This is a genomic window from Streptomyces sp. NPDC058773, from assembly GCF_042746015.1.
GTDB lineage: Bacteria > Actinomycetota > Actinomycetes > Streptomycetales > Streptomycetaceae > Streptomyces.
Genome location: NZ_JBHYPE010000007.1, coordinates 19,027 through 39,824, shown reverse-complemented (window position 1 = coordinate 39,824; position 20,798 = coordinate 19,027). Strand labels below are relative to the sequence as shown.

The 20,798-nt window shown below is 70.9% G+C and carries 17 protein-coding genes; 9 read left to right on the top strand and 8 right to left on the bottom strand.

The genetic code is table 11. From position 1 onward, the window contains the following. The first annotated feature begins 136 nt into the window (after positions 1-136). Positions 137-1,519 (top strand): FAD-dependent oxidoreductase, encoded by a 1,383-nt coding sequence (locus tag ACFW5B_RS08595; protein WP_386435285.1) that lies wholly within the window; start codon positions 137-139, stop codon positions 1,517-1,519. A 38-nt stretch (positions 1,520-1,557) separates the two neighbouring features. Here ACFW5B_RS08595 and hemE read toward each other — a convergent pair whose 3' ends face one another. After that, complete coding sequence (gene hemE, locus ACFW5B_RS08590) at positions 1,558-2,619, bottom strand: uroporphyrinogen decarboxylase (protein WP_386435282.1); 1,062 nt, start codon at positions 2,617-2,619, stop codon at positions 1,558-1,560. Positions 2,620-2,766: 147 nt separating this feature from the next. Here hemE and ACFW5B_RS08585 point away from each other — a divergent pair, with 147 nt between their 5' ends. The 3 genes from ACFW5B_RS08585 (at position 2,767) to ACFW5B_RS08575 (ending at position 5,798) form a co-directional block, all read left to right on the top strand. Beyond that, complete coding sequence (locus ACFW5B_RS08585) at positions 2,767-3,423, top strand: DUF3000 domain-containing protein (RefSeq protein WP_386435279.1); 657 nt, start codon at positions 2,767-2,769, stop codon at positions 3,421-3,423. Between the two features lie 351 nt (positions 3,424-3,774). Further along, on the top strand, positions 3,775-4,437 hold the full coding sequence (locus tag ACFW5B_RS08580; RefSeq protein WP_018088879.1) for a response regulator transcription factor: 663 nt from the start codon (positions 3,775-3,777) through the stop codon (positions 4,435-4,437). A gap of 77 nt (positions 4,438-4,514) precedes the next feature. Then, complete coding sequence (locus tag ACFW5B_RS08575; protein ID WP_386435275.1) at positions 4,515-5,798, top strand: HRDC domain-containing protein; 1,284 nt, start codon at positions 4,515-4,517, stop codon at positions 5,796-5,798. A gap of 52 nt (positions 5,799-5,850) precedes the next feature. Here the strand turns inward: ACFW5B_RS08575 and ACFW5B_RS08570 are convergent, their stop codons facing one another. Beyond that, on the bottom strand, positions 5,851-6,549 hold the full coding sequence (locus ACFW5B_RS08570; RefSeq protein WP_386435272.1) for a PepSY domain-containing protein: 699 nt from the start codon (positions 6,547-6,549) through the stop codon (positions 5,851-5,853). A 250-nt stretch (positions 6,550-6,799) separates the two neighbouring features. Here ACFW5B_RS08570 and ACFW5B_RS08565 point away from each other — a divergent pair, with 250 nt between their 5' ends. The 3 genes from ACFW5B_RS08565 to ACFW5B_RS08555 all read left to right on the top strand — a co-directional run bounded on the left by ACFW5B_RS08565 (position 6,800) and on the right by ACFW5B_RS08555 (position 10,662). Continuing rightward, a complete protein-coding gene (locus ACFW5B_RS08565; RefSeq protein ID WP_386435270.1) occupies positions 6,800-8,026 on the top strand; it encodes a thiolase family protein in 1,227 nt (408 codons plus the stop codon). After that, entirely contained in the window at positions 8,023-10,158 is a 2,136-nt protein-coding gene (locus ACFW5B_RS08560; protein WP_386435267.1) for a 3-hydroxyacyl-CoA dehydrogenase NAD-binding domain-containing protein, read from the top strand. Before ACFW5B_RS08565 ends, ACFW5B_RS08560 begins: the two co-directional genes overlap by 4 nt. A gap of 102 nt (positions 10,159-10,260) precedes the next feature. Next, complete coding sequence (locus ACFW5B_RS08555; RefSeq protein ID WP_386435264.1) at positions 10,261-10,662, top strand: NTP pyrophosphohydrolase; 402 nt, start codon at positions 10,261-10,263, stop codon at positions 10,660-10,662. A 71-nt stretch (positions 10,663-10,733) separates the two neighbouring features. Here the strand turns inward: ACFW5B_RS08555 and ACFW5B_RS08550 are convergent, their stop codons facing one another. Beyond that, positions 10,734-11,471, bottom strand: a complete 738-nt coding sequence (locus ACFW5B_RS08550; RefSeq protein ID WP_386435262.1) for an FG-GAP repeat domain-containing protein — start codon at positions 11,469-11,471, stop codon at positions 10,734-10,736. A gap of 186 nt (positions 11,472-11,657) precedes the next feature. Between ACFW5B_RS08550 and ACFW5B_RS08545 the strand changes: the two genes are divergently transcribed. Both ACFW5B_RS08545 and ACFW5B_RS08540 read left to right on the top strand, forming a co-directional pair. Next, entirely contained in the window at positions 11,658-12,308 is a 651-nt protein-coding gene (locus ACFW5B_RS08545; RefSeq protein WP_386435259.1) for a hypothetical protein, read from the top strand. Positions 12,309-12,344: 36 nt separating this feature from the next. After that, positions 12,345-13,139: an alpha/beta fold hydrolase gene (locus tag ACFW5B_RS08540; protein WP_386435256.1), complete on the top strand. Its 795-nt coding sequence runs from the start codon at positions 12,345-12,347 to the stop codon at positions 13,137-13,139. Between the two features lie 184 nt (positions 13,140-13,323). Here the strand turns inward: ACFW5B_RS08540 and ACFW5B_RS08535 are convergent, their stop codons facing one another. The 5 genes from ACFW5B_RS08535 to ACFW5B_RS08515 form a co-directional block, all read right to left on the bottom strand. After that, positions 13,324-14,847 (bottom strand): amino acid permease, encoded by a 1,524-nt coding sequence (locus ACFW5B_RS08535; RefSeq protein WP_386435253.1) that lies wholly within the window; start codon positions 14,845-14,847, stop codon positions 13,324-13,326. Between the two features lie 197 nt (positions 14,848-15,044). Beyond that, positions 15,045-17,081 carry a 1-deoxy-D-xylulose-5-phosphate synthase gene (gene dxs, locus ACFW5B_RS08530; RefSeq protein ID WP_386435250.1) on the bottom strand — a complete coding sequence of 679 codons (2,037 nt, stop codon included), beginning with the start codon at positions 17,079-17,081 and terminating at the stop codon, positions 15,045-15,047. Between the two features lie 212 nt (positions 17,082-17,293). Beyond that, a complete protein-coding gene (locus ACFW5B_RS08525; RefSeq protein ID WP_386435247.1) occupies positions 17,294-18,616 on the bottom strand; it encodes a sugar ABC transporter permease in 1,323 nt (440 codons plus the stop codon). After that, complete coding sequence (locus ACFW5B_RS08520) at positions 18,613-19,413, bottom strand: ATP-binding cassette domain-containing protein (RefSeq protein WP_386435244.1); 801 nt, start codon at positions 19,411-19,413, stop codon at positions 18,613-18,615. Before ACFW5B_RS08520 ends, ACFW5B_RS08525 begins: the two co-directional genes overlap by 4 nt. Before the next feature lie 240 nt (positions 19,414-19,653). Further along, positions 19,654-20,748 (bottom strand): substrate-binding domain-containing protein, encoded by a 1,095-nt coding sequence (locus ACFW5B_RS08515; RefSeq protein WP_386435241.1) that lies wholly within the window; start codon positions 20,746-20,748, stop codon positions 19,654-19,656. Between the last annotated feature and the right edge of the window lie 50 nt (positions 20,749-20,798).

Sequence of the window (20,798 nt, the reverse complement as noted above, 5' to 3'; positions counted from 1 at the left end):
GGCCGCCCCGCGCGGACGCCGTACGGACCGTAACGTGGCGCCCGCGGCCCGGCGCACCTCCAGGTGGGGCGGCGCCGGCACACTCACCCGTCGCCGCAGCGCAGGACGCGGCGGCACACGACGAAGGGGTACCCGGATGGCGGCGGAACGGCTGGTGGTCGTCGGGGGCGATGCGGCGGGGATGGCCGCGGCATCGCAGGCACGCCGGCTGCGGAAGCCCGACGAGCTGGCGATCACCGCGTTCGAGCGCAGCCACTTCACCTCGTACTCGGCCTGCGGCATCCCGTACTGGGTGGGCGGTGAGGTCGACGGCCCGGACGCGCTGATCGCCCGTACGGCCGAGGAGCACCGCGCCCGGGACATCGATCTGCGGATGCGCACCGAGGTCACCGAACTCGACCTGGACCGCGGCCGGGTGCGGACCCGGGAGCTGGACAACGGCGGCCGGGAGTCGTGGACCGGCTTCGACAAGCTGGTGCTGGCGACCGGCGCCCGGCCGCGCCGCCCCCCTCTGCCGGGGATCGACGCCCCGGGGGTACACGGGGTGCAGAACCTCGACGACGGCCAGGCCCTGCTGGACACCCTCGCCGCGTCGGCCGGCCGTCGGGCGGTCGTCGTGGGCGCGGGGTATATCGGGGTGGAGATGGCCGAGGCGCTGATCCGGCGCGGCTACGCGGTCACCGTCCTGGAGCAGAGCGCCCAGCCGATGTCCACCCTGGACCCGGACATGGGCGCGCTCGTCCATGAGGCGATGTGCGGTATGGGCATCGAGACGGTGCGCGGGGCGACCGTGACCGCGGTGCTGACGGATGCGGAGGGGCGCGCCCGCGCGGTCACCACCGACGACGCCGAGTTCCCGGCGGATGTGGTCGTGCTGGGCATGGGGGTACGTCCCGAGACCTCGCTCGCCGCCGCGGCCGGGCTGCCGCTGGGCGAATCCGGCGGGCTGCTCACCGATCTCGCGATGCGGGTCCGCGGCCAGGACCACATCTGGGCCGGCGGCGACTGCGTGGAGGTCCTGGACCTGGTCTCCGGGCACACCCGGCACATCGCGCTGGGAACCCACGCCAACAAGCACGGGCAGGTCATCGGCGCCAATGTGGGCGGCGGTTACGCCACCTTCCCCGGTGTCGTCGGCACCGCCGTCAGCAAGGTCTGCGATCTGGAAATCGCCCGTACCGGCCTGCTGGAGCGCCATGCGCACGCCGCCGGACTGCGCTTCGTCACGGCGACCGTCGAGGCCACCAACCGCGCCGGCTACTACCCCGGCGCCCGCCCGATGCACGTCAAGATGCTCGCCGAGCGCCGTACGGGCCGGCTGCTGGGGGTGCAGATCGTCGGCCGCGAGGGCGCCGGCAAGCGGGTGGACATCGCGGCGGTCGCGCTCACGGCCGGGATGACGGTGGAGCAGATGACCGCCCTCGACCTCGGTTACGCCCCGCCGTTCTCCCCGGTCTGGGACCCGGTCCTGGTGGCGGCCCGCAAGGCGACCGGCGCCGTACGGGCCGCCGGGGTCTGACACCGCGGTACGGCGGCCCGGCCCGGCGGCCCCGTCCTTCAGCGCGCGGTCTGCGTGTGCACGTACTCGACCAGGCGGGTCAGCGCGTCCGGGTCGGTGGTGGGCAGGACGCCGTGGCCGAGGTTGAAGATGTGGCCTTCCAGGCCGGCGGCCGCGTCGAGGACCTCCCGGGCCTTGGTCTCGACGGCCTCCCGCGGGGCGAAGAGCACGGCCGGATCGATATTGCCCTGGAGCGTCTTGCCGGGACCGACGCGGCGGGCCGCTTCGTCCAGCGGGACCCGCCAGTCGACGCCGACGACATCCGCGCCCGCCTCGCCCATCAGGCCGAGGAGTTCACCGGTGCCGACACCGAAGTGGATGCGCGGGACGCCCAGGCCCTCGACGGCGCGGAAGACCTTGGCGGAGGCGGGCATCACGGAGCGGCGGTAGTCGGCGGGCGCCAGCGCGCCGACCCAGGAGTCGAAGAGCTGCACCGCGCTCGCCCCGGCCGCGATCTGCACCTTGAGGAAGGCGGCGGTGATGTCGGCCAGCCGGTCCAGGAGGTCGGCCCACAGCTGCGGGTCGCCGTACATCATGGCCTTGGTGCGCTCGTGGTTGCGCGACGGGCCGCCCTCGACGAGGTAGCTGGCGAGCGTGAAGGGCGCGCCGGCGAAGCCGATCAGCGGGGTGCCGCCCAGCTCACGGACGAGCATGCCGATCGCCTCGGTGACGTACGGGACGTCGCCGGGCTCCATGGGGCGCAGCCGGTCCAGATCGGCGCGGGTACGGATCGGGTTCTCGACGACCGGGCCGACGCCGGGCTTGATGTCGAGGTCGATGCCGATGGCCTTGAGGGGAACGACGATGTCGCTGAAGTAGATGGCGGCGTCGACGTTGTGGCGGCGCACGGGCTGCAGCGTGATCTCGGTGACCAGATCGGGCCGCATGCACGAGTCGAGCATCGCGATGCCCTCGCGGACCTTGCGGTACTCGGGAAGCGAGCGTCCGGCCTGACGCATGAACCACACCGGCGTGTGCGGCACCGGCTCACGCCGGCACGCCTTGAGGAATGCCGAGTCCTGGGTACCGGCCTGCTGCTGGGGGATGTCGTTGGCGCTCACGCCCCAAATCTTCGCACGACGGCGTACGCGCCGATCGGGGCAGGTGGCCGATATCTCCGCATGCGCCCGGGGGCACCTCCGAATGGGCGACGCGCGCACCGGGTGTCCTCCCCATATGCGGGCCCGGTTCCGCCTAATCTTCCGGGCATGGCTGCGGCTCACGAACACCTCGCGGACAGCGCGGACGACGCCCCGATCCCCTTCCGTCGGGCGGTCGAGGCGCTTCGCGCGGCACGACTGCGGCCGGAGATCGAGATCGATCCGACGCCCGCGCCGAAGCGGCTCGCCCCGTTCGCGTACGCGCTGGAGGCGGCGGTCGTCGACCGCGGCGCGGGTCCGGACGGCGAGGACCGGGATCTGGCGGACGGGCGGCTGGTGGTGCTGCACAACCCGGCCGGGGACGACGCCTGGCAGGGCACGTTCCGTGTGGTGACGCTGGCGCGCGCGGAACTGGAGCCGGAGATGGGCGCCGATCCGCTGCTGCCGGAGGTGTCCTGGTCGTGGCTCACGGGGGCGCTGGACGCGCGCGGGGTGCACTACGGCGCACCGAGCGGCACGGTCACCCGGGCCGGCTCGCACTACTTCGGCGGGCTCGCGGCGCGTGAACCCGCGACCCAGATCGAGATCCGGGCGTCCTGGACGCCGGCCGAGGGCCCCGGCGGGGTGCCGGATCTGGCGGCGCATCTGGCGGCGTGGTGCGATCTGCTGTGCCAGGTGGCGGGCCTGCCGCCGGCCCCGCTCGACATGACGACGCGCGGCGGGGTCGTCCCGCTGCCGCAGCGCCGCGGCGCACAACCGCGCTGAACTCGGCGTTTCCCCGCGGGCGGGCCCAGGTGAGGGTGCCCGCCCGCCGCCGTTCCCGGTGATCGTTCCGCTGCCCGGCCGCGCCGCGCCCGCTTCCGCCGTCTCGCCCCGACCCGGTCCGCTGACGAGGTCCGGGCGGCATCGCGTACGGCTCTGATCACCTCGGTGCGCACTGGGTGCTCACCCTGATCGATCACGCATCCGATTTGCCCGAATTGCCCCTAACTAAATCGTGATCAAAGTCTAAAGTCCCGCCGGATTGCTGCCGAAGAGGTCAGTGACCCTTCAAACACGGATCATTCCGGCTCCCCCCAGCCGGCTCCGTCCCCCGCCACTCCCCCAGGAGGCCCGGTGTCTGTTCTCCTCGAGCAACCTTCGAGCCTGGTCGCCTACCGCCCGAACAAGCCGACGGCCATGGTCGTCGTGGCCGACCCTCGCGTCCGCTCCACCGTCACCCGCCACCTGTGGGCCCTCGGAGTGCGTGACGTGATCGAGGCGTCGTCCATCGCGGAGGCCCGTCCCCGCGTCGGCAACCCGCGCGACATCTGCGTTGCCGACGTCCACCTTCCCGACGGCTCCGGCCTCACGCTGCTGTCCGAGACCCGGGCGGCGGGGTGGCCCAACGGCCTCGCACTGTCCGCGGCCGACGACATCGGCGCGGTACGCAACGCCCTGGCCGGCGGCGTCAAGGGCTATGTCGTCACCGGCACCCGTACCAACCTGGGCCTCCCCGGCCGCCCCGGTGCCTCACCGATCGGCGCCAACGCGGCCCGGATGCAGCGCCGTCCCCCGGGCGCCCCCGGTCACCCGGGCGGCTACCGGGAGCTGTCGGGGCGCGAGGTCGAGGTGTTGCGGCTGGTGGCGGAGGGCCAGTCCAACAAGGCCATCGGCGTCTCGATGGGGCTGTCGGCACTGACCGTCAAGAGCCACCTCGCCCGTATCGCCCGCAAGCTCGGCACCGGTGACCGGGCCGGAATGGTGGCGGTCGCCCTGCGTACCGGCATCATTCACTGACCATCCATACGACCGGCTCGCCCGTCGAGGGAACGTTCCCTCGACGGGCGACGTGCATACACAGATACCCTTGACTGGTGACCGACGCCCAAAAGACCGCAGCAGAGACGACAGAGACGACACTGCGAGCGACCGGAGACTCACCTCCGGACCCCCGACCGGCGCCGGTCCCTCTCCTGGAACCCCGCGAAGGCATCCCCCCGGTGACCGCCACGGACGAGGCGCTCGCCGAGGTCGTGGCCGCCTTCGCGGCCGGTACGGGCCCGGTGGCCGTCGACGCCGAGCGGGCCTCGGGCTACCGCTACGGCCAGCGCGCCTACCTCGTACAGCTGCGCCGCGAGGGCGCCGGCAGTGTGCTGGTCGACCCGGTCGGCTGCCCCGACCTGTCGGCCCTGGGGGAGGCGATCGGCGACGCCGAGTGGGTGCTGCACGCCGCCACCCAGGACCTCCCGTGCCTGCGTGACATAGGGATGGTCCCCGCCCGGCTGTTCGACACCGAGCTGGCCGGGCGGCTGGCCGGCTTCGCCCGGGTCGGCCTGGGCGCCATGGTCGAGAACGTGCTCGGCTTCGCCCTGGAGAAGGGCCACTCCGCCGTCGACTGGTCCACCCGCCCGCTGCCCGAGCCCTGGCTGCGCTATGCCGCGCTCGATGTCGAGCTCCTGGTGGATCTGCGGGACGCGCTGGAGGAGGAGCTGACGCGGCAGGGGAAGCTGGAGTGGGCCCGGCAGGAGTTCGCGGCGATCGCCGCCGCTCCCCCGCCGCCGCCCCGCAAGGACCCCTGGCGCCGTACGTCCGGCATGCACAAGGTCCGCCGGCGCCGCCAGATGGCGGTCGTACGGGAGCTGTGGACGGCCCGTGACCAGGTCGCCCAGCGGCGCGACGTCTCGCCCGGCAAGGTGCTCGGGGACGCCGCGATCGTGGAGGCGGCGCTGAGCCTGCCGCCGAACAGTCACGCGCTGGCGGGGCTGCCGGGCTTCGGCCACCGGATGGGCCGCCGGGCGCTGGAGCAGTGGCAGGCCGCCGTGGACCGCGCCCGTGCGCTGCCCGAGAGCGAGCTGCCGCAGCCCGGACAGCCGCTCAACGGCCCGCCGCCGCCCCGCGCTTGGGCCGACAAGGACCCGGCCGCCGCGGCCCGGTTGTCGGCCGCCCGCGCGGCGGTCACCGCGCTCGCCGAGGAACTGAATCTCCCGCAGGAGAACTTGATCACTCCGGACACGGTGCGCAGGCTGTGCTGGGAACCGCCGGCCGAGCCCACCCGGGCATCGGTCGCCGAGGTGCTGTCCGGCCACGGCGCCCGCCCCTGGCAGATCGAGCAGGTCGCGCCGATCCTCACCGAGGCGCTGCTGACGGACGCCTGCTGACGCGGCTGCCCCGGGCCGGAGTTCCGGACCGGGGCAGTTTGCGGACGGCCGGTCAGTCCTGGTCGACGTGCATCCACAGGACCTTGCGGTTGGTGGCGTCGATCTCGTAGGTGGTCTCGTTCCAGTCGTCGGCGGTCACCACGCCCACCGTCCACGCCACGTCGTCGTTGTCGCCGTGGTCGGCGTCGCCGAGCTCGATGGTCGTGACGGTGCCCTTCGTCTTCTCGGTCGCCGTCTGCGCGGCCTGCTGGGCCGTGACGGTGGCCTTGGACAGCCGGGCGGCCAGTTCCTGCTTGTCGCCGGGGTCGTCCGACTGGGCGCGCGGCTTCTCCGCCGTACCGGAGACCGCGTCGACCCGCACGGCGTACGCCGTCCCGTCGGTCGTCGCGACCACGGTGTCCCAATACGGGCTGGCGGGCGTCCCCTTGAGTTCCGCGGCGATCGCCTCCGAGGACGGGACGGTCGCGATCGCCGCCTTCAGCGCGTGCTCGTAGTCCGTCTTGATCTTGGGGATCAGGGCCTTGCGCTGAGCCTGGTCCGCGCTGAGCGAACCGGTCGGGGAGGCGGGGCCGGTGGCGGGCACCGCCCGTGAGGGACCCGCGCTCTTCTGGGGGCTCGCCGTGTCGTTGCCGCTGCTCCCGCAGCCCGACAGCAGCGCGCCCGCGGCGGCGACGGCACAGACCAGTCCGATCGTGCGCGGCCCCGCCGGACGCCCGCGCCGGACCACGACACCACTCCTCTTCGTATCCATATGTGCACTTTAGGTGTGTGATGGGATGAATTGCGCCAAGACCCGACGGCATTCAGCCCTTTTCGATCACCGGTTTCCACCGGTTGCGGGGCCGCTGCCGAGCCGCCGGAGCATCCACCGGGTGTGACCTTCAACGCTCCGGGCGGTGGGGGTGTGCAGCTTGGTTACCCGTAAGTAGCATGTCGGGGGGAAGCGCCCTCCGGGGCGCCCCGCAGCAGCAGTGCCATCCCGCACCTGGAGGAGAGCCAACGTGCCTCGTACCGCTAGGGACGTCGTCTTCGTCGACGGCGTCCGCACCCCGTTCGGCAAGGCGGGCCCGAAGGGCATCTACCACGAGACCCGCGCCGACGATCTCGTCGTGAAGGCCATCCGGGAGCTGCTGCGCCGCAACCCGGACCTGGACCCCGCGAAGATCGACGAGGTGGCCATCGCCGCCACCACCCAGATCGGTGACCAGGGTCTGACCATCGGCCGCACGGCCGGCATCCTCGCGGGCCTCCCGCAGTCCGTCCCCGGCTACTCCATCGACCGCATGTGCGCCGGTGCGCTGACCGCCGTCACGGCGACCGCCGGCTCCATCGCCTTCGGCGCGTACGACGCCGTCATCGCCGGCGGTGTCGAGCACATGGGCCGCCACCCCATGGGTGAGGGCGTCGACCCCAACCCGCGGTTCGTGAGCGAGAAGCTCGTCGACCAGTCGGCCCTGTTCATGGGCATGACGGCGGAGAACCTCCACGACCGCTACCCGCACATCACCAAGCAGCGCGCCGACGAGTACGCCGTGCGCTCGCAGGAGAAGGCGGCGAAGGCGTACGCGAACGGGAAGATCCAGCAGGATCTGGTGCCGGTCTCGGTGCGCAACACCAACGCGGAGGTCGGCGAGACGGGCTGGGGCCTGGTCACCGCCGACGAGCCGATGCGTCCGGGGACGACCCTGGAGAACCTCGCCGGCCTCAAGACGCCGTTCCGTACCCACGGCCGCGTCACCGCCGGTAACGCCGCCGGTCTCAACGACGGCGCCACCGCCTCGATCATCGCCTCGGAGGACTTCGCCCGGGAGAACGGCCTCCCGGTGAAGATGCGTCTGGTCTCCTACGCCTTCGCCGGCGTCGAGCCCGAGGTCATGGGCTACGGCCCGATCCCGGCCACCGAGAAGGCGCTCGCCAAGGCGGGTCTGGGCATCGAGGACATCAACCTCTTCGAGATCAACGAGGCGTTCGCCGTGCAGGTGCTCGCCTTCCTCGACCACTACGGCATCGCCGACGACGACGCGCGCGTCAACCAGTACGGCGGCGCGATCGCGTTCGGCCACCCGCTGGCCTCCTCCGGCGTGCGGCTGATGACGCAGCTGGCCCGGCAGTTCGAGGAGCAGCCGGAGGTCCGCTACGGCCTGACCACCATGTGCGTCGGCTTCGGCATGGGCGCGACGGTCATCTGGGAGAACCCGAACCACAAGGACGCCGGAGGCGACAAGTGAGCACCACCACCACCGCCGAACTCCTGAAGGGTGCGGCCGAGCTGTTCCCCGACGAGGTCGTCACGTCGGCGCACGTCCGCCACCTCGATCTGCCGTACGGCGCGGGCCGGTTCGCGCTGATCACGCTCGACAACGGCTTCGACCACACCAAGCCGACCACCTTCGGTCCGGGCTCGCTGGCGAACCTCAACGCCGCGCTCAACCAGGTCGAGAAGGAGGCCGCGGACGGCGAGATCGTCGGCGTCGGCGTCACCGGCAAGCCGTTCATCTTCGCCGTCGGCGCCGACCTCAAGGGCGTCGAGCTGCTGAAGCGGCACGAGGACGCGCTGGCCATCGGCAAGGGCGGCCACGAGGTCTTCAAGCGGCTGTCCCAGCTGGCCGTGCCGACCTTCGCGTACTACAACGGTGCCGCGATGGGCGGCGGCGTCGAGGTCGGTCTGCACTGCTCGTACCGCACGGTCTCCAAGGCCGCGCCCGCCTTCTCGCTGCCCGAGGTCTTCCTCGGTCTCGTACCGGGCTGGGGCGGCTGCGCGCTGCTGCCCAACCTGATCGGCGCGGACAAGGCCGTCTCGGTCATCATCGAGAACTCGCTCAACCAGAACAAGCAGCTCAAGGGCCAGCAGGTCTTCGACCTCGGCATCGCGGACGCGATCTTCGAGGGTGCGGACTTCCTGGAGCAGTCGCTGATCTGGACCGCGAACGTCCTCAAGGGCGACGTGAGCGTCGAGCGCCCCGAGGTCGACCGCGGCGAGGCCTGGGACCAGGCCGTCGCCAAGGGCCGGTTCATCGCCGACGGCAAGGTGCACGGCGCCGCCCCGGCCGCCTACCGGGCGCTGGACATCATCGCCGCCGCCAAGGACGGCGACCTGCAGGCCGGTTTCGACGCCGAGGACCAGGCCCTGGCGGACCTGATCATGGGTGGCGAACTCCGCGCCGGCATCTACTCGTTCAACCTCGTGCAGAAGCGCGCCAAGCGGCCGGCCGGTGCGCCGGACAAGAACCTCGCGCGTCCGGTCAGCAAGGTCGGTGTCGTCGGCGCCGGTCTGATGGCCTCGCAGCTGGCCCTGCTGTTCCTGCGCCGCCTGGAGGTGCCGGTCGTGCTGACCGACATCGACCAGGAGCGCGTCGACAAGGGTGTGGGCTATGTCCACGCCGAGATCGACAAGCTGCTCGGCAAGGGCCGGATCAACCAGGACAAGGCCAACCGCCTTAAGGCCCTGGTCTCCGGTGTCCTCGACAAGGCCGAGGGCTTCTCCGACGCCGACTTCATCATCGAGGCGGTCTTCGAGGAGATCGGCGTCAAGCAGCAGGTGTTCGCCGAGGTCGAGGCCGTCGCCCCGGCGCACGCGATCCTCGCCACCAACACCTCCTCGCTGTCGGTCACCGAGATGGCGTCGAAGCTGAAGCACCCCGAGCGGGTCGTCGGCTTCCACTTCTTCAACCCCGTCGCGATCCTCCCGCTGCTGGAGATCGTGCGCGGCGAGAAGACCGATGACGCCTCACTGGCCACCGCGTTCGGTGTCGCCAAGAAGCTGAAGAAGACCGCGGTGCTGGTGAAGGACGCCCCGGCGTTCGTCGTCAACCGCATCCTGACCCGCTTCATGGGCGAGATCCAGAACGTCATCGACGAGGGCACCCCGGTCGAGACCGCCGAGAAGGCCATCGAGCCGCTCGGTCTGCCGATGTCGCCGCTGGTGCTGCTGGAACTGGTCGGCCCGGCGATCGGTCTGCATGTCTCCGAGACCCTGAACGGTGCCTTCCCGGACCGCTTCAAGGTGTCCCCGAACCTCAAGGCCGTCGTCGAGGCGGGCAAGCGCGGCTTCTACGTCTACGACTCCGGCAAGCCGGAGCTGGACCCCGAGGTCGCCGCGCTCCTCAAGCAGGGCGATGTCGTCCTGACCGAGGAGCAGGTCCGCGACCGCGTCCTGGACGCGGTGGCGCAGGAGATCGGCCTGATGCTGGACGAGGGCGTGGTCGCCGAGGCGCAGGACATCGACCTGTGCCTGATCACCGGCGCCGGCTGGCCCTTCCACCTGGGCGGCATCACGCCGTACCTGGACCGGGCCGGTGTCTCCGAGCGGGTGCGGGGCAAGAAGTTCCTGGCCCCTGGCATCGCGAGCGTGCCCGCGTAACGGTGCACGACTGACAGCGGATTGCGCGGGCCGGCTCGGCGGAGCCGGCCCGCGCTTCCGTGTGCCGGGGCCGGCAGCGGTCCGGCGTGGGAGGGTGGCGCCATGGATTCCTTGGTCATTGTCGATGCCGCGAACGTCGTCGGCTCGGTGCCCGACGGCTGGTGGCGGGACCGGCACGGCGCGGCGGAACGGCTGCGCGACGCGCTGCCCCGCTACACCGCCGAGGGGCTGCCGGGGCTGCTGGCGCCGCCCCTGGAAATGGTGCTGGTGGTGGAGGGCGCGGCGCGTGGGGTCGCGTCCGTGGAGGGCGTCCGGGTGGTACCGGCGGACGGCAGCGGCGACGACCGGATCGTGCAGCTGGTCACGGACGAGGGCGGTGGACGCGACTGCCTGGTGATCACCGCGGACCGCGCACTGCGCGAGCGCGTCCAGGCTTTGGGCGCCCGGGTGACGGGGCCTCGGGCGGTGTGGGGGCGGGGGCGCGGCGGGGGCGGCTCGGTCTAGGCAGTCCGTCAGGCATCGAAGCTGCGGCGGGCGCCGCCGGTGGTCAACGGACCGGCGGCGCCCCGTTCCGGTCAGGAGCAGCGCTTGTAGAAATGCTGCCAGCCGTCGCCGGGCATGGCCGGCGGCTCGGCCGGGGTCCCGAACTCGCCGTACTTCACCTGCAACTCGTAGTTGTACGCCCCCGGGCCGCTGCCCGGCTTGGTCAGGCGCACGTCCCGCTCCAGCGACCCGTCACCGGCGTTGTTGAGGATCGCGAGGTCCGGGTACGCGTCGCCGCCGTAGTTGGCGATCCGGAGCTGCTTTGCCTCGCCGTGGTCGCCGATGTCGGAGTGCCGGGCCTTGGCGGAGCCCAGGTTCGACCGCTTCAGCGGGCCGGGGCGGTACTCCGCGACGCGTGCCGTCGAGGGGTCGTCCCCATCGGCCGGCGTGACGAGATTGACGACCATGTCCAGGGTGCCGTCGCGCTGGAAGTCGGCGACCGCGGCGGACGCGATCTCCCCCTTCTTGGCGCCCAGCAGTTGGCTGACGGCCTGCTTCTTGCCGAACGAACCGTCCGGGTTCCCCCACTGGACGGTCATCTTGGTGCCGGTGTGCCCGGGGTTGCTGATCTTGTCAGGGCGGCGGTCACCGTCGAGATCGCCGACCAGCGTCGTGGCATCGGCCAGGCACGGGGCCGTCGCCGTAGCGGCCTTGCCGGCCCGTGCCGCACCGCCCGAGGCGGCCGCACCGGCCTGGTGGCCGACAGCGGTCAGGGGCAGGGCGACAGCCGCGACCGGCACGGCGATCAGACGTAAATGCTTACGAAGCATCTCCAACTCCTCACATCGTTGTTGCGAGGTGAGATACCGCAAATGCCCCGGACGTTCATGCCCGGATCGGCGTATTACGGAATCGTGACGTGCGAACGGGCTTGCCGGAAAACCCGGTTGCCGGGCGCACCGCACTCGTCCGCCGCGCCGCGGTCGATGTCAGTGGTGGCTGACAGTATGGCGATCATGAGCCGGATCATTTCGTTCAACACCGCCGACAAAGCCGACGTCGTGGCCTTTCTCGGGGCCGCCGGAAAGCTGACGCCTGACCAGCAGCGCAACCTCGACGTCATGCGGGAGCTGGCGCAGGCCGATCAGCGCGACCTCGACCATCAGGGCCTCGACTGGGGTCTGTCCATCCCGGAGGCGCTCGACCATCTCGTAGCCGGTCATGCCAGTTCAGACGCCGAGTACGCGGCCGCCGCCTACTACAGCGCCCTCCAGCGCATCATCGACCGCAATGGCTCCGACCCCTCCGACCTGGGTGTGTACTCCAAGCCCAGCACCTTCTTCGGCCTGCTGGACGAGGAGCTGCGCCGGCTGGGCGTGAGCGCCGATCTGCTGCTGCACGACCACCTCTTCTCCGGGCCCCCCGAAGAGATCCCCTTCTTCATCCCGTACCCCGTGGACGGCCCGCACATCGGCATGTTCCCACTGGCCAAGGCCAAGCCCGCCGCGGACGCCTACCGCGCGGTCCTGGACCGGCTGGACGGTTTCACGTATGAACTCCAGCTGCTCATCGAGAAGTTGGAGTTCGAGCACACTGAGTGGGAGTTCGCCACGAAGAACCTCGACTGGTACACCCAGGACACCATCTTCTTCTCCATCAGGGGCTGACCCGTACGGACAGCCGGGGGCGCCTAGCATTCCCCCATGATTCCCTTACGTGCCGAACTCTCCCTCGGCGGGCGCCGCTTGTCCTACCTGGACTTCGGTGGGCCCGGCCGCCCCCTGGTCGCGCTGCACGGCCATATGTCCGAGGGGGCCGGCTTCGCCGCCGTGGCGCGGGAGCTGGCCCCCGAGTGGCGGGTGATCGCACCGGATCAGCGCGGCCACGGTGACTCGGACCGTGCCGCCGACTACACCCGTGAGGGATACGTCGCCGATGTCGCGGCACTCCTCGACCATCTCGGCCTGGCGCGGGTGCCGCTGCTCGGGCACTCTCTCGGCGGTATCAACGCCTATCAGTTCACCGCCCGTCACCCGGACCGGGTGAGCGCGCTCGTCAACGCCGAGGGGCCGGCCGAGGTGGTCCCGGACGACGCCAACCCGGTGCGTTTCGTCAGCCGGTTGCCGTACTTCGCGGCCACCCGTGAGGAACTGCTCGACGGCCTCGACTGGATGGCCCCCTACTGCGCGGACGGCCTCCGCCGGGGCCCGCACGGTGGTTGGCGGCTCGGCTTCCACCCGCAAGACCTCGCCGAGTCCGATGCGCGGGCGGTCGGCGACCACTGGGCCGACTGGACGGACGGCGGCTGCCCCGCCCTGCTGATCGTCGGCTCCCACGGCATCATTCCGGCGGAGCAGGCCCGCGCCATGGCGGAACGCCGTCCCGGCACCCGCGTCGTCCGGCTGGCGGGCGGCCACTTCGTCCACACCGAGGATCTGACGGGGTTCGCACGGGTCGTGCGGGAGTTCCTCGCCTCCCATCTGCCGGGGACGGCGTAGGGCGAGGCCTGTGGCCCACGGCGAAGCCCCCGGGTACGGCGAGTCGCCCGGCCCACGGCAGGGCCCCGCACGCCAAGCCGCCGGCACGGACGCACGGACGCACGCCGAGGCCCCGTACACCGCGCTGTCGCGGGGTACGGGGCCGGGCAGAAGACAGCGGAGACTCGGGGCCGTTGGTCGGCCGTCAGCCGCCGGGCTTGCCGTTGCGGAGGCCGAGGCGGCTGTGTGAGCGGCCGTAGAGGAAGTAGATGACGAAACCGGCCACCATCCAGATGGCGAACCGGACCCAGGTCTCGGCGGGCAGATTGAGCATCAGCCACACCGAGGCCGCGATGGAGAGCACCGGCACCAGCGGTACCAGCGGAGTGCGGAAGGACCGCGGCAGATCGGGCCGGGAGCGGCGGAGCAGGATGACGCCGACGGCGACCACGACGAACGCGAACAGGGTGCCGATGTTGACCAGTTCGGCGAGTTCGTCGATCGAGGTGAAGCCGGCGACGACAGCGACGACGGCACCCAGCACGAGGGTGGACCGATAGGGGGTGCCGTACCGCGGGTGGGAGCGGGAGAAGCCGCGCGGCAGCAGCCCGTCCCGGCTCATCGCGAAGAACACCCGGCTCTGGCCGAGCAGCAGGATCAGACAGACCGAGGTCAGACCGATGGCGGCGCCGAAACTGATCACGCCCGCGAAGAAGGGCTGACCGAGGTCCTTGAAGGCGTCGGCGAGCGGGGCGTCGGTGGAGAGCTTGCTGTATTTCTCCATGCCGGTCACGACGACCGACACGGCCACGTAGAGCAGCGTGCAGATGGCCAGGGAGCCGAGGATGCCGCGCGGCACGTCACGCTGCGGGTGGCGGGTCTCCTCGGCGGCGGTGGCGACGATGTCGAAGCCGATGAAGGCGAAGAAGACCACGGCCGCGGCGGCGAAGATGCCCATCAGCCCGAAGTTGGCGGGGGTGAAGCCGAACATCAGCTGGGCCAGCGGCGCGGCCAGTCCGCCGCCGGCTTCGACGGGCTCGCTGGGCGGGATGAACGGTGTGTAGTTGGCGCCGCTGATGAAGAAGGCACCGGCGACGATGACCAGCAGCACGACGGTGACCTTGATCCCGACGACCAGCGTCGTCACCCGCGAGGACAGCTTCATCCCGAGCACGAGGATGCCGGTGATCGCCAGTACGAGGAGGAAGGCGAGCAGATCGAAGCCGAACTGCCCCTCATGGGTGCCGGACAGCCCGACGGGCAGATGCAGCCCGGCGCTGTCCAGCAGGGATCGCACATAGCCGGACCAGCCGACCGCGACCACCGCACAGCCCAGGGCGAGTTCCAGGATCAGGTCCCAGCCGATGATCCAGGCGGGGAGTTCGCCCAGCGAGGCGTAGGCGAAGGTGTAGGCCGAGCCGGCGACCGGCACGGTGGAGGCGAACTCCGCGTAACACAGCGCCGCCAGCGCGCAGACCACGCCCGCGACGACGAAGGACAGGGCGACGGCGGGGCCGGCCTGTTCCTTGGCGATTTTTCCGGTCAGAACGAAAATGCCGGTGCCGATGACGACACCGACACCGAAGACGGTCAGATCGAGCGCCGACAGGGATTTCTTGAGCGCGTGCTCCGGCTCCTCGGTATCGAGGATCGACTGCTCCACGGACTTCGTCCGGAACAGACCGCGATTGCGGCGTGAATCATGTGGTGTGCCGTGCTGTGTGCTCATGGGCGAACCTCCGCCTGGACGACCCTCGCAACTCTCCTGAACTGACCGAGTCTCCGCAATGTGTGGAAACAGTCAGCTTCGGCGGGGCCTCCGGGCGGCGGGGAATCACCCGATGGGATGCGGCCGTACGTATGCCGATGGGCCGGGCGGCACATCCGTAGGGATGACCGGCCCGGCCCATCGTGCCGTCCGCGGGATCAGTCGCGGGTGGCCTCGGCCGGCTCGGCCGCGCCCTCGCGGGCGGCCTCCGGGGCGTCCGCGGTGTCGTCCCCGGCCGAACGGAGCGGGGACTGGGAGAGCCCGTCGATCTTGGAGACCAGACCGGTCACCTGGCGGGCGATGTCCGGCGCGGTGAGCCCGATCTCCGCCATGACCTCCTTGCGGGAGGCGTGGTCGAGGAACTGCTCAGGGATACCGAAGTCGCGCAGCGGCAGGTCCACCCCGGCGTCGCGCAGCGCCTGCGCGACGGCCGAACCGACGCCGCCGGAACGGATGTTGTCCTCGACGGTGACCACGACCCGGTGCTTGGCGGCCAGGCCCGGCAGCGCCGCGTCGACCGGCTTGACCCAGCGCGGGTCGACGACGGTGGTCGAGATGCCCTGCTTGTCCAGGAGATCGGCGATCTCCAGGCACATCGGGGCGAGCGCGCCGACCGAAACCAGGAGGACGTCGGGCCGGGTGACGCCCTCGGCGGGCTCGCGCAGCACGTCCATGCCGCCGACCCGTCCCAGCGCCTCGACGGCGGGGCCGACCGCGCCCTTGGAGTAGCGCACCACGGTGGGCGCGTCGTCGATCTCGACGGCCTCCCGCAGCTGGGCGCGGACCTGGTCGGCGTCGCGCGGCGCGGCGATCCGCAGACCGGGGACGACCTGCAGGATCGACATGTCCCACATGCCGTTGTGCGAGGCGCCGTCGGTGCCGGTGATGCCGGCCCGGTCCAGTACGAAGGTGACCCCGCACTTGTGCAGCGCCACGTCCATCAGCACCTGGTCGAAGGCGCGGTTGAGGAAGGTGGCGTAGACGGCGAAGACCGGGTGCAGACCGCCGGTGGCCATGCCCGCGGCGGAGACCGCGGCGTGCTGCTCGGCGATGCCGACGTCGTAGACGCGGTCGGGGAAGGCCTTGGCGAACTTGTCCAGTCCGACGGGCTGGAGCATGGCCGCCGTGATGGCGACGATGTCCTTGCGCTCCTTGCCCAGCTCGACCATCTCGTCGCCGAAGACGGACGTCCAGTCCTTGCCGCCCGAGGAGAGGGGCAGGCCGGTGTCGGGGTGGATCTTGCCGACGGCGTGGAAGCGGTCCGCCTCGTCCTGGAGGGCGGGCTGGTAGCCGCGGCCCTTCTCGGTGAGGCAGTGGACGATGACCGGGCCGCCGAAGCGCTTGGCGCGCGTCAGCGCGGACTCCAGCGCCTCGATGTCATGACCGTCGATCGGGCCGACGTACTTGAGGCCCAGGTCCTCGAACATGCCCTGCGGCGCGATGAAGTCCTTCAGGCCCTTCTTGGCGCCGTGCAGGGTCTCGTAGAGCGGCTTGCCGACGACGGGCGTGCGCTCCAGCAGGTCCTTGCCACGGGCGAGGAAGCGCTCGTAGCCGTCGGTGGTGCGCAGGGTCGCCAGGTGGTTGGCGAGGCCGCCGATGGTCGGGGCGTAGGAGCGCTCGTTGTCGTTGACGACGATGACGAGCGGGCGGTCCTTGGCGGCGGCGATGTTGTTGAGCGCCTCCCAGGCCATGCCGCCGGTCAGCGCGCCGTCACCGATGACCGCGGCGACCCGGTCGTCGCAGCCGCGTACCTCGTTGGCCTTCGCGATGCCCTCGGCCCAGCCGAGCACCGTGGAGGCATGGCTGTTCTCGATGACGTCGTGCTCGGACTCGGCACGGGACGGGTAGCCGGACAGGCCGCCCTTCGCCTTGAGCTTGGTGAAGTCCTGACGGCCCGTGAGCAGCTTGTGGACGTAGGACTGGTGCCCGGTGTCGAAGAGGACCTTGTCCTTCGGGGAGTCGAAGACACGGTGCAGGGCGATGGTCAGCTCGACCACGCCGAGGTTCGGGCCGAGGTGGCCGCCGGTCTTGGACACCTCATCGACAAGGAAGGTACGGATCTCCCCCGCCAGCTGGTCGAGCTGCTCCGGGTCCAGTCGGTCCAGATCGCGCGGTCCCCTGATACGGGACAGCAACGCCCTCCCGTCGCCCGCCACCGCCCCGGCCGGACGCGCTTTGCGCGGCACCTCCTGCACCCCTGCCTCCTTGCTGCTTGCTGCCGTGGATCGAGCTTGCCGATCAAACGAGTCTAATGTTGCGTCCGCCGCGGCGACGCCCGGGCCTTGCGATGTATGTCACTCGGGTGACACGGGCTCCGGCACGCCGCACGGCGTACGGCGCCGCACGCGGACCGGCCCCCACCGGATGATGCCCGGTGGGGGCCGGCGCCGTCGGACGGCTGCCGCGATCAGGTGCGTCCGGCCGTCTTCTGTGTCCGGCGGGAGACCGAGTCGATGACCACGGCGGCGAGCAGCACCGCGCCGGTGATCATGTACTGGATCTCGCTCGCCATGCCGAGCAGGTTCAGGCCCTGCTGGATCGACTGGATGACCAGCATGCCCAGCAGCGCGGACCAGATCTTGCCACGGCCACCGAAGAGGCTGGTACCGCCGATGACCGCCGCCGCGATGACATTCATCAGGGTGTTGCCGGCGCCCAGGTTCTTGGTGGCGCCGCCGGAGAGGCTGGCGATGAACAGTCCGCCGAAGGCCGCGAGCATGCCGGAGACGGCGAAGACGCTGATCCGGATCTTGTTCACATTGATACCGGCGCGGCGGGCCGCCTCGGCGTTGCCGCCGACCGCGAAGATCTGCCGGCCGTAGGTGGTACGGCGCACCACGAAGTCGGCGATGACCAGGACCGCGAGGAACAGCACCAGGGCCAGCGGCAGACCGCGGGCGCCCGGCGGCTCGTTCAGGACGTAGGCGACGACGAAGGAGAGCACCGCGACCACGCCGGTGCGCAGCAGCACCTCGCTGAGCGGGCGGGACGGCAGGGCGGCGGCCCGGCGGCGCTTGCTGTCCAGCAGCAGCGAGCCGGCGTAGGCGAGGACCGCGACCAGCGCGAGGCCGTAGGCGGCGCCCTTGTCCTCGAAGTAGTAGCCGGTGAGGTTCTCCACGACGCTGCCGCTCGGCGTGTTGATGGAGCCTTCCTTGCCCATCATCCAGATCTGCAGGCCGCTCCACCCGAGGAAACCGGCCAGCGTGACGACGAACGCCGGCACCCCGATCTTGGCGAAAAAGAACCCGTGCAGGGCGCCGATGGCCGCACCGGCCGCGATGGCGATCAGCACCGCGAGCCAGTCGTTGACGCCATGGGTGACGCTGAGCACGGCCCACACTGCCGCGCCGACACCCGCCACCGAGCCGACGGACAGATCGATCTCGCCGAGCAGCAGCACGAAGACGATGCCGACGGCCATGATGCCGAGGCCGGAGGTGTAGACGCCGATGTTGGCGAGGCTGTCGGCGGACAGGAAGCTGCTGTTCTTGAGCTGGAAGATGACCGCGATGACGACCAGGCCGATGACGACCGGCAGCGAGCCCAGCTCACCGCCGCGCACCCGGCGCTTGAAGTCGTTGAGATAACCGGCGAAGCCCTGCTCACGGACGAGCAGCCGGGGGTCGACGGCGGCCGCCTGGACGGCTTCCGCTGCGGGGGCGTCCGTGGCCGGGGCGTCCGTGGTCTCCGCGTCCTCGCCCGCCGCGGGCTCCTTGGTGAGGTCGCTCATGCGCCGGCCTCCTTCTTCACCTGGTCCGTACGCGCCTTGCGGCGGGTGACGGCGTTGTCCGAGGCGCCGGTGATGGCGGCGATGATCTCTTCGTGGGAGGTGCCCTCGACGTCGAAGACACCGTTGTTGCGGCCCAGCCGCAGCACCGCGACCCGGTCCGCGACGGCCTGCACATCGGCCATGTTGTGGCTGATGAGGATGACGCCCAGGCCGCGCTCCCGCAGCCGCTCGACGAGGTCGAGGACCTGCGCGGTCTGCTCGACGCCGAGCGCGGCGGTGGGCTCGTCGAGGATGACGACCTTGGGCTCGCCGATCAGCGCACGGGCGATGGCCACGACCTGCCGCTGACCACCGGAGAGCGCCGCGACGGGGATACGGACGCTGGGGATGCGGATGGACAGGGTGTCCAGCAGCTCCTTGGCCCGCTTCTCCATGGCGATCTCGTCGAGGACGCCGACGGTGCGGGTCTCGTTGCCGAGGAAGAGGTTGGCGACGACATCGAGGTTGTCGCAGAGCGCGAGGTCCTGGTAGACGGTGGCGACGCCGAGTTCCTGGGCGTCGTGCGGCTTGTTGATGCGGACCGTCTCGCCCTGCCATTCGATGGCGCCGTCGTCGACCGGGTGGACGCCCGAGATGGTCTTGACCAGGGTGGACTTGCCGGCACCGTTGTCGCCGACCAGGGCGACCACCTCACCGGGGTGGATCTCCAGGGTGACGTCCGTGAGTGCCTGGACGGCGCCGAACCGCTTGGAGATTCCGCGCAACGCCAGCACGGGCGGAGCGGACACGTGAATCATCTCCTTCGCCGCCGTCACAACGGCGGGAATGGTGGTGCGTGGAGCGGGGGGCTCGCGAGGGACGGTCCGGCGCCCGGGGCGGGGTGGCACGGGGCGGGTGGGGACCGGTGGGGATGTGGGGCGGGGCCGCGGGACGGTGCCGCGCGGCCCCGCCCGGCCGGGGACCTGGGGCCGGGGGGCCAGGGGCGATGGGCCCTGGAACCGGGGAGCCGGGGAGCCGGCGCCGGAGGGCCCGGGGCCTTACTTGATGCCGGCCGCCTCGCAGGCCTTCTTGGCGTCGCCGGTGCAGATCTGGCTCGCCTTGTAGACCTTGTCCTTGAGGATCGTGGACGCGATGTTGTCCTTGGTCACGATCTGCGCGTCGTACAGCTTGGCCGGGATGTCCTTGACCTCGCCGCTGAGACTGTCGACCTTGGTGTCCGTCAGGGAGTCGATCTTCCCGCCCTTGAGCAGCTTGACGGCGATCTCGGCCGTGGAGTCGGCCTGCGGCTTGATCTGCTTGTAGATCGTGAACGCCTGCTCGCCCTTGAGGATGCGCTGCAGACCCGCCAGCTCGGCATCCTGGCCGCCGACCGGGACCTTGACGCCCTTCTGCTTGAGGGCGGTGATGATGCCGCCGGCCATGCCGTCGTTGCCGGAGTAGACGCCCTGGAAGCCGTCCTTGCCGAGCGAGTCGAGGGCGGCGCCCATCTTCTTGTTGGCCTCGTCCGGCGACCAGTCCGGGATGTCCTGCTCGTACGCGATCTTCTTGACCTGCTTGTCGAGGACGCTGTGGGCGCCCTTCTTGAAGAACGGCATGTTCGGGTCGGTCGGCGAACCGTTGATCATGACGACATTGCTGTCCTTGGCCTTGTCGCCGAGCGCCTTGACCAGCGCCTCGCCCTGGAGGCGGCCGATCTTCTCGTTGTCGTAGGACACGTAGGCGGAGATGTTGCCCTCGGCCAGCCGGTCGTACGCGACGACCTTGACGCCCTTCTTGGCGGCCTGGTTCACCCAGGACTTGGTCGCCTTGTAGTCGACCGCGTCCAGCACGATCACCTTCACGCCCTGGGTGATCAGCGCGTCGAACTGCTTCTTCTGGTTCTCGGTGTCCTGCGAGGCGTTGTTGTACCGCACCTTGCAGTCGCTGCAGAGCGCCCGGATCTTCGACTCGATGAGCGGGCGGTCGAAGGTCTCGTAGCGGGTGGTCTTGTTCTCCGGCAGCAACAGACCGATCGTCTTGTTGTCGCCGCCGCCCGCCTTGTCGCCGTCACCGGCCTTGCCGCAGGCGGCCACGGAGAGGGCCATCGAGACGGCGGCGGTGCCTATGACGACGCGACGCGTCCAAACGTTCATGGGGTTGCCTCCCTGACGAGGCCGCGTCGTGCGGCCGAGGTGGCTGGAAG